Source organism: Streptomyces sp. NPDC049597, assembly GCF_040675505.1.
In the GTDB taxonomy this organism is placed as follows: domain Bacteria; phylum Actinomycetota; class Actinomycetes; order Streptomycetales; family Streptomycetaceae; genus Streptomyces.
In genome coordinates, this window is sequence record NZ_JBFAOY010000025.1 from 93,153 (window position 1) to 107,751 (window position 14,599).

The following is a 14,599-nucleotide window of genomic DNA, read 5'->3' on the forward strand; positions in this document are numbered from 1 at the left end:
GCTAGTGGGAGTCGGCGAGGTGCTGCGTGCCGATCCGCTTGCGGAACACCCAGTACGTCCAGCCCTGGTAGAGCAGCACCAGCGGTGTGGCCACCGCAGCCAGCCAGGTCATGATCTTCAGGGTGTACGGGCTCGACGAGGCGTTGGTGACCGTCAGGCTCCAGGCGTCGTCGAGGGTGGAGGGCATCACGTTCGGGAAGAGCGTCAGGAACAGCATCGCCACGGCCGCCGCGATGGTCACTCCCGACAGCGCGAACGACCAGCCCTCGCGCCCCGCCTTGATGGCTCCGACCGCACCGACCAGCGCCGCGACGGCGAGCACCATGGCGACCAGGCTGGTGCCGTCACCGCGGGACGCCTGCGTCCAGACCAGGAAGGCCGGCGCCGCGGCGGCCGTGACCAGCCCCAGCTTCAGCGCCAGCGCCCTGGCCCGCACCCGGATGCCCCCCATCGTCTTCAGCGCGGCGAAGACCGCGCCGTGGAAGGTGAACAGGGCGAGCGTCACGAGCCCGCCCAGCAGCGCGTACGGGTTCAGCAGGTCGAACAGCCCGCCCACGTACTCCTTGTTCTCGTCGATCTTCACGCCGCGCACGATGTTGCCGAACGCCACGCCCCACAGCACGGCGGGCAGCAGCGACGTCCAGAAGATCGCGTGTTCCCAGTTGGTCTGCCAGCGCTCCTCGGCCCGCTTGTGCCGGTACTCGAAGGCGACACCGCGCACGATCAGGCAGACCAGGATCAGCAGCAACGGCAGGTAGAAACCGGAGAAGAGAGTGGCGTACCAGTCGGGGAAGGCCGCGAAGGTCGCACCGGCCGCGGTCAGCAGCCACACCTCGTTGCCGTCCCAGACGGGCCCGATGGTGTTGATCAGCACCCGGCGCTCGGCGCGGTCACGGGCGAGCAGTTTCGTCAGGACACCGACTCCGAAGTCGAAACCCTCCAGGAAGAAGTAGCCGATCCACAGAACGGCTATGAGTACGAACCAGACGTTGTGGAGTTCCATGCCTCAAGCTCCTCAGCGGTCTCAGTACGAGAAGGCCATCGGCCGGTCGGCGTGACGGTCGTGGCCGCCGATCCGGGTGGGCGGGTTGAGGTCGGCCTCTGTCAGCTCGGGCGGTCCCGCCTTGACGTACTTCACGAGCAGCTTGACCTCGATCACGGCGAGCACCGCGTAGAGCAGGGTGAAGACGGTCATCGAGGTGATGATCTCCGCCTGTGACACACCGGGGGAGACCGCGTCCCGGGTCTGCATCACGCCGTAGACGACCCAGGGCTGCCGGCCCATCTCGGTGAAGATCCAGCCCCAGGAGTTGGCGATCAGCGGGAAGGCCATCGTCCACAGCGCCAGGAGCCAGTACAGCCGGGTGAGCCTTGTCCCGAGCGGCTGTCGCAGGAGTACCAGGTGCGGCACCTCGTCCTCCCCGGTCCGCAGGGCGGCAGGCATCAGGAACTTCTTGCGTGTGAGCCACAGCCCCAGCAGGCCGAGGGAGAAGGAGGCCATACCGAAGCCGATCATCCAGCGGAAGCCCCAGTAGGCAACGGGGACGACGGGCTTGTAGTCACCGGGGCCGAACTTCTCCTGCAGCGCCTTGTTGGTGTCGTTGATGCCGGGCACGTACGAGTCGAAGTCGCTGTGGGCGAGGAAGGACAGCAGCCCGGGAATCTCCAGGGCGACCTTGTTGTGCCCCTTGTCGACGTCGCCGTAGGCGAACACGGAGAAGGGCGCCGGCTCCTCGCCGTCCCACAGTGCCTCGGCGGCGGCCATCTTCATCGGCTGCTGCTCGTACATGACCTTGCCGAGGGTGTCTCCGCTGACCGCGGTGAGCATGCCGCCGACCGCCAGGGTGACCAGGCCGAGCCGGAGCGAGGTCCGCATCACCGGGATGTGCTTCTTGCGCATGAGGTGGAAGGCGGCGATGCCGACCATGAAGGCGCCGCCCGTCAGGAAGGCCGCCGAGAAGCTGTGGAAGACCTGGTTGAGCGTGGTGTTCTGGGTCAGGACGGCCCAGAAGTCGGTCAGCTCGGCGCGGCCCTTCTCCTCGTTGATCCGGTAGCCGACGGGGTGCTGCATCCAGGAGTTGGCCGCGAGGATGAAGTACGCCGACAGCAGCGTGCCGATCGAGACCATCCAGATGCAGGCCAGGTGGATCTTCTTGGGCAGCTTGTCCCATCCGAAGATCCACAGGCCGATGAACGTCGACTCGAAGAAGAACGCGATCAGCGCCTCGAAGGCGAGCGGCGCACCGAAGACGTCACCGACGAAGCGCGAGTAGTCCGACCAGTTCATACCGAACTGGAACTCCTGCACGATCCCCGTCACCACGCCCATGGCGATGTTGATCAGGAACAGCTTGCCCCAGAACTTGGTGGCCCTGAGGTACTTCTCCTTCTCCGTCCGCACCCAGGCCGTCTGCAGTCCGGCCGTGAGCGCGGCGAGCGAGATCGTGAGGGGTACGAAGAGGAAGTGGTAGACGGTGGTGATGCCGAACTGCCAGCGCGCCAAGGTCTCGGGCGCCAGCGCCAGGTTCAGGTCCACGTCGTCTCTCCTTACTTCGGCGTGGTCACCGTGGTCGCTCACCCATTCCCTTCCATACGGGATCAAGACGGGCGAGCTTGTGAACGCGTTCACATTCACAAGCAATTATGGCTCAAACGAAATCCGTAGGGCCTACCGGGGGGTGCCCTAAGGACCCTCTTCCCAAAATTTTCAACATATTGTTGAATCCGGAGCATGCAGATACGCATCTCCTGGCCCACCGGACAGCTGACCGCCACGATCGACGAATCCCCCACGAGCAAGGCGCTCATGGGGGTTCTGCCGTTCTCCGCAACGGCGCGGACCTGGGGAGAGGAGGTCTACTTCGAGACCCCCGTCTCCCCCGCATTGGAATCGGACGCGCGCCAGGTCGTCGAGCCGGGCACGGTCGCGTTCTGGACCGACGGCGACGCCCTGGCCCTGCCGTACGGCCCGACACCCATCTCCCAGGGCTGGGGAGCTCCCCGAACCGAGTTCGCGGGAGAATGCCGTCTCGCGAGCCCGTGCAACGTCCTCGGCCGCATCGACGGCGACCCGCGCCGGCTCGCGTCCGTCCGTGACGGCGACCCGATCCGGGTGGAAGGGGTCGCTGCCGACCGGGCCTGAGACCCAGGCCCTCGTCCGATCCTGCCGGGCCCGATCCGAAGGGGGCCTAGAGGGACGCGCGGAAGGTCTCGGCGGCGTGCAGGAACAGGTCGTTCGCCTCGTCCTCGCCGATCGTCACGCGCACGCCCTCGCCCGCGAACGGCCGTACGACGACGCCCGCCCTCTCGCAGGCGGCCGCGAAGTCGAGCGTGCGCTCGCCGAGCCGCAGCCAGACGAAGTTGGCCTGCGTCTCCGGGACCGTCCAGCCCTGCTTCACCAGCGCCTCGTGCACGCGGTTGCGCTCGCACACCAGCGAGCCGACCCGTCCCAGCAGCTCGTCCTCCGCCCGCAGCGAGGCGATCGCCGCGTCCTGCGCGAGCTGCGAGACGCCGAACGGCACCGCCGTCTTGCGCAGGGCGGCGGCCACCGGCTCGTGGGCGATCGCGAAGCCGACCCGCAGCCCCGCGAGCCCGTAGGCCTTGGAGAAGGTGCGCAGCACCGCCACATTGGGGCGGTCGCGGTAGATCTCGATGCCGTCCGGGACGTCCGCGTCGCGGATGAACTCGCGGTACGCCTCGTCCAGCACGACGAGCACGTCCGAGGGCACCCGGTCCAGGAAGCGCTCCAGCTCGGCCCGGCGCACCACGGTGCCCGTCGGGTTGTTGGGGTTGCAGACGAAGATCAGCCGGGTCCGGTCGGTGATCGCGTCCGCCATCGCGTCCAGGTCGTGCACCTCACCCTTGGTCAGCGGCACCGGCACGGACGTCGCACCGCTGATCTGCGTGATGATCGGGTACGCCTCGAAGGAGCGCCAGGCGTAGATCACCTCGTCGCCCGGGCCCGACGTGGACTGCAGCAGCGACTGCGCGACGCCCACCGAGCCGGTGCCGGTCGCCAGGTGCGAGGTGGGGACCCCGAACCGCTCGGCCAGCTCGCCGACCAGACCGGTGCAGGCCATGTCGGGGTAGCGGTTGAAGCTCCGCGCCGCGGCCAGGGCGCTCTCCATGACGCCGGGCAGCGGCGGGTACGGGTTCTCGTTGGAGGAGAGCTTGAAGGCGACCGGGCCTTCGGCCGCCGCCGGCTTGCCGGGCTTGTACGTGGGGATGCCGTCCAGCTCGGCGCGCAGCTTGGGGCTCGTCTCGCTCACCGCAGGTCCTCCTCGATCATGCATGTTCGGTACCGCTCACACCAATACTCCTCACCTTATGAGGATTCCTGGCTGCTGCGAATGGCCGCAGGCAAGGAAAAAAGGGGAGCGCGCAGCCCTGGCGCACGCCGGTGGCTCACGCCGTGGCGCGCATCCCTCGTAGTGGTGAGTTGAGACCTCTTCGCAACCTGGGCCTGTGGACAGGCCCATACGGCCGGATACCCGACACATTGAGCCACCCGCCTCCAACTGCCTTGATATTCATTGAGTTTGAGCTCTAATGATCATGCAAAAACGTGCCTGTCAACGCCTGCATATGCGACCGGCCAGACCCACCGCGCGAGCCCTACTATCGGCTCGCCATGACAGCAGCAGGGAAGCACCAGGTGAGCCGGACGGACACATCCCGCCGGGGCAGCCGGCAAGGCCGGGCGGGCATCCGGGACGTCGCCGCCGCAGCCGGAGTCTCCATCACAACTGTCTCCGACGCGCTCAACGGCAAAGGGAGACTCCCGGACGCCACTCGTCGGCATGTCCGCGAGGTCGCCGACCGGCTGGGCTACCGCCCTTCCGCCGCGGCCCGCACACTCAGAACGGGGAAATCGGGCTTAATCGGCCTGACCGTGACGACCTACGGGGATGAACCTTTCACCTTCACGGAATTCGCGTACTTCGCGGAAATGGCCAGAGCTGCCACGTCCGCCGCGCTCGCCCGCGGGTACGCGCTCGTCATCCTCCCCGCCACCTCGCGCCACGACGTCTGGTCGAACGTCGCCCTCGACGGCACCGTCGTCATCGACCCCTCCGACCACGACCCCGTCGTGACCGAGCTGGTGCGCCAGGGCCTGCCCGTCGTCTCCGACGGCCGCCCGGCCGGTACGCTCCCGGTCACCGCCTGGGTCGACAACGACCACGAAGCCGCGGTACTCGACCTGCTCGACCACCTCGCCGCCGCCGGCGCCCGCAGGATCGGCCTGCTCACGGGCACCACCACCGACACCTACACCCGGCTGTCGACCACCGCGTACCTCGACTGGTGCCAACGGGTCGGCCAGGACCCGGTCTACGAGTCCTACCCGGCGCACGACCCCTGCGCGGGTGCCGTCGCCGCCGACCGGCTGCTCGCCCGGCCGGACCGGCCCGACGCCGTCTACGGCCTCTTCGACCCCAACGGCACCGACCTGCTGGCCGCCGCCCGGCGGTACGGCCTGCGCGTCCCCGACGACCTGCTGCTCGTGTGCTGCAGCGAGTCGACCGTGTACGCCACCACCGAGCCGCCGATCACGACGCTCTCGCTCAAGCCCCGCCGGATCGGCACGGCCGTGGTCCAGCTGCTGATCGACGCCATCGAGGGGGTCGACGAGGACCGGCCGATCGAGCAGGTGATACCGACCGAACTGATCGTCAGGACGTCCTCACAGCGCCGTCCTCCGCGCACCACGGTGAGCGCGCCGCGGTCCCCCACGAAGGACTAGACCAACCCAATTGGGGCGAAAGGGCCGATGAACCAGGGGTGCGGAAGGATTCACCACCCCTGGTGCGTCACACACCGCCGGGCTCATTCCTATGATGGGCGAACGACACCGCGGACCACCCTCGACCAGGCTGGGCCGAGAGGTGAACGGCGGCGCGACGGTGGTGGAGGGGTCGATGACTCAGGGGGCCGGTCAAGGACCCGTGGTGCGGACGGCAACGCTGCGTGATTTCCGCGTGCCGCCGTACGCGCAGGTTCCCGTGCAGTCGCAGTCCGTGGACCCCGGCCACGCGGGCCACCCCGGCAACGCGTTCCCCGAGGGAGAGCCGCCGGAGGGCTACACCCCCACCGCGCGCGACCTTCCCGTGATCACCCGCGGCGGACCGGGCGACACCGTCCAGGTGCAGGTCACGGTGGACGACCAGCCGGCGCCCGACGGCCTCGGCCCGCTCTACGTCGTCGGCGACGTCCACGGCTACCTCGACGAACTCGTCGCCGCCCTCGCCGAGAAGGGCCTCATCGACTCCGAGGGCCGCTGGTCCGCGGGCAACGCCCGGCTCTGGTTCCTCGGCGACTTCACCGACCGCGGCCCCGACGGCATCGGCGTCATCGACCTCGTCATGCGGCTGTCCGCGGAGGCCGCGGCCGCCGGCGGCTACTGCAAGGCGCTCATGGGCAACCACGAGCTGCTGCTGATCGGCGCGAAGCGCTTCGGGGACACCCCCGTCAACTCCGGTGCGGGCACCGCCACCTTCCAGGCCGCCTGGCTGCTCAACGGCGGCCAGAAATACGACATGGACCGGCTGCAGGACGTCCACCTGCAGTGGATGGCCCGGCTCGACGCGATCGTGGAGGAGGACAGCCATCTGCTGCTCCACTCCGACACCACCGCCTACCTCGAATACGGCTCGACCATCGAGGACGTCAACGACGCGGTGCACGCGATCCTCACCCGTAATGACGCCGACGAGTGCTGGGACCTGTTCCGCAAGTTCACCAAGCGCTTCGCCTTCCGCGACGAAGGCGGCCCGCAGGCCGTGCGCGAACTGCTGTCCGCGTACGGCGGCACGCGCGTGGTGCACGGCCACAGCCCGATCCCGTACCTCCTCGGTGAGGTCGGCACCGAGGACGGCGAGGACGGCGAGCGTCCCGTCGTCGAAAGTCCCCATGTGTACGCGGACAATCTGGCCATCGCCATGGACGGCGGAGTGACCATGGCCGGAAAGCTTCTTGTCCAGCAGCTCCCGCTGCGGGGCTGACCGGGGCGGCGGCAGGCGATTTACGGAAACCCCCTGTCACGCCGTGGCGTAACCGCTCTACCATCGGCCTATCCGTAGCAGGCTCTCCTCCGTTTCCGCCCAACTGCCCGGCACACACGGGCGGTCCGGCCCTACGGAGCATCGGGGGATGCACATGAACAGCGCTCCGCACCTGCTGACCGAGGACCGCGCCGAGTACGAGCGGGTCCTCGACGGCGCACTGCGCGACGCCCGCGAACGTCAGGATCCGGCCGCCGTGCAAGCGCGGCTGAGCCCCGAACAACTGCGCGCCATGGCCCTGAGCGCGACGGCGCTGATCACCGCCTCGGCCGCCGCCGAGTACGAGCACTATGTGAAGGTCCGCGCGGAGACGCGCGCGTCCGCCGCCGCTTCGGTGCACGGCTCTTCGCCCACCGCCCCGGCCGGCGAGGCGGCCGGGACCGGCGCCGGAGTCGCGGCCGTCGTCGCCGTCCTGGCGCCGCTCCTCGCGGGCACGGCGGCCGCGATCTTCCTGATCGTCGGCTACATCCTCAAGATGCTGAGCCCCACCCCGTCCTTCGCCGACACCCTGGTCTTCACCGGCTGGGTCTTCGGGGCGCTCATGGCCGCCGCCATTCTGGTGGCGGCCGTCGCGCTGCTGCTCACCGCCCTGCGCAACGGTGCCAGCCATGTCGCGGACGGGCGGCAGGAGGGCGAGCTGCCGGACGAGGTCCGGCTGGCCAAAGAGGCCTGGTGCGAGGCCCTGCTGGAGCGGGGCATCCTGCCCTTCCTCCGCGCGGCCCTGACCGACCCCGCCGCCACGGCGTCCCCGGCCGGTCCCCCGCACCGCGTGAACCGCATCCCCAAGGTCGGCTACAGCGGGCCGGACTTCTCCAGCCCGGCCGAGGGCCGTACAGCGGGCCGGCGTCCGACCTACACCAGTCCGGACTTCTCCAGCCCCGACTTCGGCGGCCCGGAGCACCAGCCGGACTGACCGCCGGCCCGCCCACCGGACCAGCGGGCACCGCCGCCGTACGCCCGGCCTCCGCCCGCGCCACCGACGTCCGCACCCGTGCTCGTGCACGAGGGCCGGACGGAAAGGGGCCGGACGCAAGGGGGCCGGGCGGAGGCGGCGGTCCGTGACCTGTGTCAGTCCGCGATGGGCAGGTAGACCCGGTTGCCCGCAGCGGCGAACTCCTTGGACTTCTCCGCCATGCCCGCCTCGATCTCCTCCTGGTTGCCGCCGTGCTGTCGGCGGATGTCCTGGGAGATCTTCATCGAGCAGAACTTCGGACCGCACATGGAGCAGAAGTGCGCGGTCTTCGCCGGCTCCGCGGGCAGCGTCTCGTCGTGGAACTCCCGAGCGGTGTCGGGGTCGAGGGCCAGGTTGAACTGGTCCTCCCAGCGGAACTCGAAGCGGGCGTCGGACAGCGCGTCGTCCCACTCCTGGGCGCCCGGGTGCCCCTTGGCCAGGTCCGCCGCGTGTGCCGCGATCTTGTAGGTGATGACGCCGGTCTTCACGTCGTCGCGGTTCGGCAGGCCCAGGTGCTCCTTGGGCGTCACGTAGCAGAGCATGGCCGTGCCCCACCACGCGATCATCGCCGCTCCGATGCCGGAGGTGATGTGGTCGTAGGCCGGAGCGATGTCCGTGGTCAGCGGGCCGAGCGTGTAGAACGGCGCCTCCTCGCAGATCTCCTGCTGGAGGTCGATGTTCTCCTTGATCTTGTGCATCGGGACGTGGCCCGGGCCCTCGATCATGGTCTGCACGTGGTGCCGCTTGGCGATCGTGTTCAGCTCACCGAGCGTCCTGAGCTCCGCGAACTGCGCCTCGTCGTTGGCGTCCGCGATCGAGCCGGGTCGCAGGCCGTCGCCGAGGGAGTACGTGACGTCGTACGCGGCGAGGATCTCGCAGAGCTCCTCGAAGTGCTCGTAGAGGAAGCTCTCCTTGTGGTGCGCCAGGCACCACGCGGCCATGATCGAGCCGCCGCGCGAGACGATCCCGGTCTTGCGGTTGGCCGTGAGCGGCACGTACGGCAGGCGGACGCCGGCGTGGACGGTCATGTAGTCGACGCCCTGCTCGGCCTGCTCGATGACCGTGTCCTTGTAGATCTCCCAGGTCAGTTCCTCGGCCCTGCCGTCCACCTTCTCCAGCGCCTGGTAGAGCGGCACGGTGCCGATCGGCACGGGGGAGTTGCGCAGGACCCACTCGCGCGTGGTGTGGATGTTCCGGCCCGTGGACAGGTCCATGACCGTGTCGGCGCCCCAGCGGGTCGCCCAGGTCATCTTCTCGACCTCCTCCTCGATGGAGGAGGTGACCGCGGAGTTGCCGATGTTGGCGTTGACCTTCACCAGGAACCGCTTGCCGATGATCATCGGCTCGATCTCCGGGTGGTTGACGTTCGCCGGCAGGACGGCGCGGCCCGCCGCGATCTCCTCCCGCACCACCTCGGGCGCGACGTTCTCCCGGAGGGCGACGTACTCCATCTCCGGCGTGATCTCGCCGCGGCGGGCGTACGCGAGCTGCGTCACCGCCTGCCCGTCCCGGCCCCGCCGCGGCTGACGCTGACGGCCGGGGAAGACGGCGTCGAGGTTGCGCAGGCCGCCGCGCGGCGAGGTGTGCTTGATTCCGTCGTCCTCCGGGCGGACCGGGCGGCCCGCGTACTCCTCGGTGTCGCCGCGAGCGACGATCCAGTTCTCCCGAAGCGGCGGCAGACCGCGGCGTACGTCCGTCTCGATGTTGGGATCCGTGTACGGCCCGGACGTGTCGTACAGCGTCACGTCCTTGCCGTTGGTGAGGTGCACCTTGCGGACCGGCACACGGAGGTCGGGACGCGAGCCCTCGACGTACCCCTTGTGCCAGCCGATGGACTTCCCGGCCTCGTCGTTCTGGTTCGAGGCAGGCGTGCGTGCGTCCGATACGGTCATGAGACCTACTCCCTACGCCGGCATTACCCGGTAACAGGTTCGGCGGTCGGCGCAGCTGTCCCGTACGGATGTACGAAGGTCAGCGCCCTCTCAGCCCGGTGCTCCGAGCTCCCGCGTGTGCAAAGGTGACACCACGCTAGCGTCACGTCTGGCGCGCTGAACAGAGGGCCCCTCTCGTTCTTGCGATGATCTGTCCGTGACCTCATCACCGCAGCACCCCGAACAGCAGGGCCACGACCACGGCCACGTGCACAGTCACGGGCCGGCGGCGCCCGTCTCCCAGCACCTTCGCAAGGTCATCGCCGCGGTGCTGATCCCCTTCGCGACGGCCGTTCTCGTCGGCCTCGCCGTGCTGTGGCCGGGCTCGGCGCCCGGCCACGAGCGCTCCGGCGTCGGCTTCGACCGGCAGACCGAGCAGGGCAGGGTGGTGAGCGTCGAGAGGGTCGACTGCAAGGACGTCAACGCCGGCCAGGTCCCGCCGACGGGCGACACCTCGACGCCCGAGGGCCGCGAGGCGGTCACCGCGCAGCGAGGAGACTGCGGAAAGGCCACCGTCGAGGTCACCACCGGCAAGGACAAGGGCCGGAAGTTCGTCGAGATCGTCCAGCCCGACGCGCCGCGTCAGTTGAAGGAGGGCCAGGGCGTGGTGGTGGCGTACGCGCCGGACGCGCCCCGCGATCTGCAGTACTCGGTGACCGACGTGGACCGCGGATTCCCGATGGCCCTGCTGGCGGGCATCTTCGCCCTGGTGGTCGTCCTGGTCGGACGCATGCGCGGCGTGATGGCGCTGATCGCGCTCGCCGTCTCGTTCGCCGTGCTGACGCTGTTCATCCTGCCCGCGATCCTGCAGGGTTCGAATCCGCTGATCGTCGCGGTGGTCGGGGCCAGCGCGATCATGCTCATCGCGCTCTACTCGTGCCACGGCATCACCGCGCGGACGTCGGTCGCCGTACTGGGCACGCTGATCTCACTGCTTCTCATCGGCCTGCTCGGCTCACTGTTCATCGGCTGGGCCAGTCTCAGCGGCAACACCGACGACAACACCGGCCTGATCAAGGGCCTCTATCCGAACATCGACATGAGCGGCCTGCTGCTCGCGGGGGTCATCATCGGCTCACTCGGCGTGCTCGACGACGTCACCGTGACCCAGACGTCGGCGGTGTGGGAACTGCACCAGGCCGACCCGGACATGGGGCCGCGCGCCCTCTACCGCTCCGCCATCCGGATCGGCCGCGACCACATCGCCTCGGTCGTCAACACGCTCGTCCTCGCGTACGCGGGCGCGGCGCTGCCGCTGCTGCTGCTGTTCTCGATCGCCCAGTCCAGCGTGGGCACGGTGGCCAACAGCGAGCTGGTGGCGGAGGAGATCGTCCGGACCCTGGTGGGCTCGATCGGGCTCGTCGCCTCCGTACCCGTGACCACCGCGCTCGCCGCACTCGTCGTGTCCGCGGATCGCCCGGGACGGGCGGCCGAAGGTGCGGCCGCGCCCGCACGGGGCGGCAGGGGGCGGCGCCGCAAGAAGTAGCGCGGCGGCCGATCACCGGCCGTCAGCCGGCGTTCTCCTCGGCCAGGATGCGCCCGAGCGCCTCCTCCAGGCTGACCTCGAAATCACCCAGCGCGAGCTCCTGGCCGAGCGGCACCAGCTTGTCCGTACGGTCGAGGAAGGCGACGAGCGGCGGAGCGCCGACGCGGAACAGCGCGGAATCGCTCCCGACGCGCAGCCGGATGTGGACGTCCGACAGCGCCTCGGCCCGGGTCGGCGCGATGTGCACGTCGCCGTCCCCGCTCGGCGTGTTGATCCCGTCGAGCAGGAGTTCCCGGCCGAAGGCCCAGGTCACGGGGGCGTCACCGGGAAGGTGGAAGGTCATCCGCACCGCGTACGGATCCGCGGTGTCGTAGCGCAGCTCCACCGGGATCCGGAAGGACAGCTCCTCGGAGACGAGAAAACTCATCAGAACCTCGGCCTGGACCGACTCGCGCATCACGTACCTCGCAGTAGCTGAAGCATGGAATGAATCGTGCTGACGAAAAAAGGAGGGAAACGGCCAGGAACGATCGCTGCCGGCTCTCTCGGCCTTGTCGACGCCATCGTGCTGGAAGCGGCAGCAGATCACAAGGAGTGATATTTCAGATACTGATAGAGAACGCCAGCGATGCCAGCAGGCTGCCGATCCCTGCCTGCAGCTGTTCAACTGCCGGGCCGAGCCTGGCCTCTTGGTGCACGGGGAGGGAGACGGCCATCGTCCCAGCCATGTCACCCGCTGTGATCGGAATGGCCGCGCAGACCGTGCCCATCGCGTACTCCTGGCGTTCGACGAGCGGTTCGCCGGGCACGGGGGATTCGGGCCGCTCCAGGAGCGCGGCACGGTCGCGCATCCCGCCCTCGCGGTGGACGGCCAGGTAGACGGCGACGTCGAACGCGTCCCGCCAGTGCGTCAGTGAGTCCTCGACGGTGCTGCGGCGACCGCGCACACGTCCGCTCCCGGCCAGCCGTCCGATCGCGTCCCCGAGCGTGAACACGCCCTTGTCCCGGCGGAGATAGTCCTCGTGCGTCAGGGTGCGCAGCAGGTGATAGGCGGTGGGCAGCGGAATGCCGGCCTCGCGCGCGAGTTGCTTGGCGGGGGCTCCGCCCTCGTGCGCCCCCGCCGCCTCCAGCAGCCGGAGCGCACGCTGCACCGAGCCGATCAGGGTAGGGACAGCGGCGTTCGTAGCCCCGGCCAAAGGTCACCCCCAGGCGTGGTGACGGGCAGCGTGCCCGCCCGCGGGGGCCGCCCCCGCGCGGCCGCCGCAACCCCGGGACCCTGAACAGCCGGTCTGAACAGGCGGTCAGCCGCGGGCCGGCACGTGTGCGCCGGCCGGCGCACACGTGCGCCGAGATGTCCGAGGGGGCGGCAGAGAGCTGCCACTCTAGGGGCAGCACCCGGCACGGGGCGGGCTTTGTCCGGCCCGTTCCCCCGACCGGGCTAACGGACGCCCGTCACCCGCTCACCAGTCCTCGCGCGACGACCCCGAGGACGCCATGAACTTCCGTACGACGAAGATCAGTCCGCCGACCAGCGCGACGAAGAGCAGCACCTTGAAGAGCACGCTGACCACGAACCAGATGACGCTCGTGATCAGGCCGCCGAACACGGCAAGGGCGATGACAGGCACCGCGATCCACTTCACCCACCAGGGCATCCCCGCGAACAGCTTCCGCACGGCCATCGTCCCTACCTCGTTTCCTGGACTGCGTGCCTTCGATGCTAGGCGGAGGGACGCTCTGCCCGGGGGCCCGTGATCCCTTGAAGTCCCCTGAGTGAACCCCTAGGGACCGTGCGGGGTCCGGCTCAGCTCTCGGGGGGAGAGAAGACCACCATGACCCGCAGATCCTCGCTGATGTGATGGAACTTGTGCGGCATCCCCGCCGGCACGTAGACGACACTGCCCCGCCCGACCTGCGTCGTCTCCATGCCCACCGTGATCGAGGCACGGCCGCTGACGACGAGGTAGACCTCGTCCTGGTTGTGGGGCAGCTGCGGATCGATCTGTCCGGCGTCCAGTGCGTACAGGCCGACCGACATGTTCCGCTCACGCAGGAACTGCAGATACGCGCCGTCGTTGGCGGCGCGTTCCGCCTCCAGCTCGTCCAGTCGGAATGCCTTCATCCGTCCGCCCCTGCACTTGGCCCGATACGTCTGCCACGATCAGACACATGATGAATTTCCTAGTCAAGACGATCGCCAACGCGGGAGCCCTGCTGGTGGCCATCTGGCTCCTGCAGGACATCACCCTCACCGGGGACAGCACTGGCAAGAAGGTGTGGACCCTCATCCTGGTGGCGCTGATCTTCGGCCTGGTGAACTTCCTCGTCAAGCCCGTGGTGAAGCTGCTCACGCTGCCGCTGTTCATCCTCACCCTGGGTCTGATCACCCTGGTCATCAATGCGCTCATGCTGCTGCTGACCTCGTGGCTGGCCGACCAATTCGATCTGAACTTCCATGTGGAGGGCTTCTGGACCGCCGTGCTGGGCGGCCTGATCATCTCCGTCGTCTCGTGGGCGCTGAACGTCGTCCTGCCCGACAAGGACTGAGCGCGGCATGAGATCCGGCATCGCACAAGACGCGGCACAGGAGCGGCCTGCATGACCGGTGCGCCCCGAGGAGACGGCACACGAGCGGTACGGGCGGGGCTGCCCGATCCGGTGAAGTACGAGCCGCCCCTGCCGGGCCCGGTCTTCGCCGCCCACTTCCACCTGCCGGGCGAGCCCACCGGCCCGTACACCTACGGCCGCGACGAGAACCCGACCTGGACCCGCCTGGAGCAGGCGATCAGCGAACTGGAGGCGCCGGGGGAGGCCGTCGAGACCATCACCTTCTCGTCCGGCATGGCTGCGGTCTCTGCCGTCCTCCTGTCGCGGCTGCGGTCCGGCGACGCGGTCGTCCTGCCCTCCGACGGCTACCAGGCCCTGCCCCTGGTCCGCGAACAGCTCGAGGCGTACGGCATCGAGGTCCGCACGGCCCCCACCGGTGGCGACGCGCAGCTTTCCGTCCTCGGCGGGGCACGGCTGCTGTGGATCGAGACACCGTCCAACCCGGGCCTCGACGTGTGCGACGTACGGCGCCTGACCGAGGCCGCGCACGCCGTCGGCGCGCTCGTCGCCGTCGACAACACGCTCGCCACCCCGCTCGGGCAGCGGCCGCTGGACCTCGGCG

At 69.2% G+C, this 14,599-nt stretch carries 15 protein-coding genes and 1 riboswitch; of the genes, 7 read left to right on the top strand and 8 right to left on the bottom strand.

Annotated elements, in window-relative coordinates; translation table 11 throughout:
• Position 1: 1 nt before the first annotated feature.
• Positions 2 to 1,003, bottom strand: coding sequence for a cytochrome d ubiquinol oxidase subunit II (gene cydB, locus AB0K02_RS25520; protein WP_365994843.1), 1,002 nt, complete (start codon positions 1,001 to 1,003; stop codon positions 2 to 4).
• Positions 1,004 to 1,024: 21 nt separating this feature from the next.
• Positions 1,025 to 2,530 (bottom strand): cytochrome ubiquinol oxidase subunit I, encoded by a 1,506-nt coding sequence (locus tag AB0K02_RS25525; protein WP_365994864.1) that lies wholly within the window; start codon positions 2,528 to 2,530, stop codon positions 1,025 to 1,027.
• A 201-nt stretch (positions 2,531 to 2,731) separates the two neighbouring features.
• Between AB0K02_RS25525 and AB0K02_RS25530 the strand changes: the two genes are divergently transcribed.
• Positions 2,732 to 3,142 (top strand): cyclophilin-like fold protein, encoded by a 411-nt coding sequence (locus tag AB0K02_RS25530; protein ID WP_365994844.1) that lies wholly within the window; start codon positions 2,732 to 2,734, stop codon positions 3,140 to 3,142.
• A 46-nt stretch (positions 3,143 to 3,188) separates the two neighbouring features.
• Here AB0K02_RS25530 and hisC read toward each other — a convergent pair whose 3' ends face one another.
• Positions 3,189 to 4,268, bottom strand: coding sequence for a histidinol-phosphate transaminase (hisC, locus tag AB0K02_RS25535; RefSeq protein ID WP_365994845.1), 1,080 nt, complete (start codon positions 4,266 to 4,268; stop codon positions 3,189 to 3,191).
• Positions 4,269 to 4,630: 362 nt separating this feature from the next.
• Between hisC and AB0K02_RS25540 the strand changes: the two genes are divergently transcribed.
• The 3 genes from AB0K02_RS25540 to AB0K02_RS25550 all read left to right on the top strand — a co-directional run bounded on the left by AB0K02_RS25540 (position 4,631) and on the right by AB0K02_RS25550 (position 7,974).
• Complete coding sequence (locus tag AB0K02_RS25540) at positions 4,631 to 5,743, top strand: LacI family DNA-binding transcriptional regulator (RefSeq protein ID WP_365994846.1); 1,113 nt, start codon at positions 4,631 to 4,633, stop codon at positions 5,741 to 5,743.
• A 175-nt stretch (positions 5,744 to 5,918) separates the two neighbouring features.
• Entirely contained in the window at positions 5,919 to 7,001 is a 1,083-nt protein-coding gene (locus AB0K02_RS25545; RefSeq protein ID WP_365994847.1) for a metallophosphoesterase, read from the top strand.
• 148 nt (positions 7,002 to 7,149) lie between these two features.
• A complete protein-coding gene (locus tag AB0K02_RS25550) occupies positions 7,150 to 7,974 on the top strand; it encodes a hypothetical protein (RefSeq protein ID WP_365994848.1) in 825 nt (274 codons plus the stop codon).
• 155 nt (positions 7,975 to 8,129) lie between these two features.
• On the opposite strand, the gene thiC is transcribed toward AB0K02_RS25550, so the two are convergent.
• Positions 8,130 to 9,905 carry a phosphomethylpyrimidine synthase ThiC gene (gene thiC / locus AB0K02_RS25555; protein WP_365994849.1) on the bottom strand — a complete coding sequence of 592 codons (1,776 nt, stop codon included), beginning with the start codon at positions 9,903 to 9,905 and terminating at the stop codon, positions 8,130 to 8,132.
• Positions 9,898 to 10,030, bottom strand: a riboswitch (TPP riboswitch). Its footprint overlaps the gene before it by 8 nt.
• A gap of 71 nt (positions 10,031 to 10,101) precedes the next feature.
• On the opposite strand from thiC, the gene AB0K02_RS25560 reads away from it, so the two are divergent.
• Positions 10,102 to 11,430, top strand: a complete 1,329-nt coding sequence (locus tag AB0K02_RS25560) for a YibE/F family protein (protein ID WP_365994850.1) — start codon at positions 10,102 to 10,104, stop codon at positions 11,428 to 11,430.
• A 22-nt stretch (positions 11,431 to 11,452) separates the two neighbouring features.
• On the opposite strand, the gene AB0K02_RS25565 is transcribed toward AB0K02_RS25560, so the two are convergent.
• The 4 genes from AB0K02_RS25565 to AB0K02_RS25580 all read right to left on the bottom strand — a co-directional run bounded on the left by AB0K02_RS25565 (position 11,453) and on the right by AB0K02_RS25580 (position 13,552).
• Complete coding sequence (locus AB0K02_RS25565; protein WP_365994851.1) at positions 11,453 to 11,887, bottom strand: SsgA family sporulation/cell division regulator; 435 nt, start codon at positions 11,885 to 11,887, stop codon at positions 11,453 to 11,455.
• Between the two features lie 145 nt (positions 11,888 to 12,032).
• The gene (locus AB0K02_RS25570; protein ID WP_365994852.1) at positions 12,033 to 12,581 is read right to left on the bottom strand and encodes a helix-turn-helix domain-containing protein; all 549 of its coding nucleotides are present in this window, start codon (positions 12,579 to 12,581) and stop codon (positions 12,033 to 12,035) included.
• Positions 12,582 to 12,890: 309 nt separating this feature from the next.
• Positions 12,891 to 13,106 carry a DUF5326 family protein gene (locus AB0K02_RS25575; protein ID WP_365994865.1) on the bottom strand — a complete coding sequence of 72 codons (216 nt, stop codon included), beginning with the start codon at positions 13,104 to 13,106 and terminating at the stop codon, positions 12,891 to 12,893.
• A 128-nt stretch (positions 13,107 to 13,234) separates the two neighbouring features.
• On the bottom strand, positions 13,235 to 13,552 hold the full coding sequence (locus AB0K02_RS25580) for a cupin domain-containing protein (protein WP_365994854.1): 318 nt from the start codon (positions 13,550 to 13,552) through the stop codon (positions 13,235 to 13,237).
• A 47-nt stretch (positions 13,553 to 13,599) separates the two neighbouring features.
• Here AB0K02_RS25580 and AB0K02_RS25585 point away from each other — a divergent pair, with 47 nt between their 5' ends.
• Positions 13,600 to 13,977, top strand: a complete 378-nt coding sequence (locus AB0K02_RS25585; protein WP_365994855.1) for a phage holin family protein — start codon at positions 13,600 to 13,602, stop codon at positions 13,975 to 13,977.
• A 51-nt stretch (positions 13,978 to 14,028) separates the two neighbouring features.
• Positions 14,029 to 14,599: PLP-dependent transferase (locus AB0K02_RS25590; RefSeq protein ID WP_365994856.1), on the top strand; the 571-nt coding region annotated here is incomplete at its 3' end.